Genomic DNA, 309 nt, shown 5'->3' with positions numbered 1-309 from the left:
AGTATGGGGAGAAAGCCAGAGCCAGGACCAGCCTGGCGTTTTCGGAAGAAGTCAAAATTGGCAGGGGGTTCATGGTAATAGTAAGGAGCAAGCTGGTGTTGTCGGTACCAGCCAAAATTTTATAGGAGTATGGGGAGAAAGCCAGAGCCAGAACCAGCCTGGCGTTTTCGGAAGAAATCAAAATTGGCAAGGGGTTCATGGTGATAGTACAAATCAAGCTGGTGTCGTCGGTACCAGCCAAAATTTTATAGGAGTATGGGGAGAAAGCCAGAGCCAGGACCAGCCTGGCGTTTTCGGAAGAAGTCAAAA

Annotated in this window: 1 protein-coding gene; it reads right to left on the bottom strand. The window is 48.9% G+C overall.

Annotation, left to right across the window (positions count from 1 at the left end; translation table 11 throughout):
• A partial coding sequence (locus BAU28_RS30670; RefSeq protein WP_208610959.1) for a WD40 repeat domain-containing protein occupies positions 1-309 on the bottom strand: 309 nt, incomplete at both ends.

The sequence above is a fragment of the Bacillus paramycoides genome, assembly GCF_001884235.1.
Lineage (GTDB): Bacteria > Bacillota > Bacilli > Bacillales > Bacillaceae_G > Bacillus_A > Bacillus_A paramycoides.
Note: the sequence above shows the minus strand (reverse complement) of the source record. Positions and strands in the feature narration are given on the sequence as shown.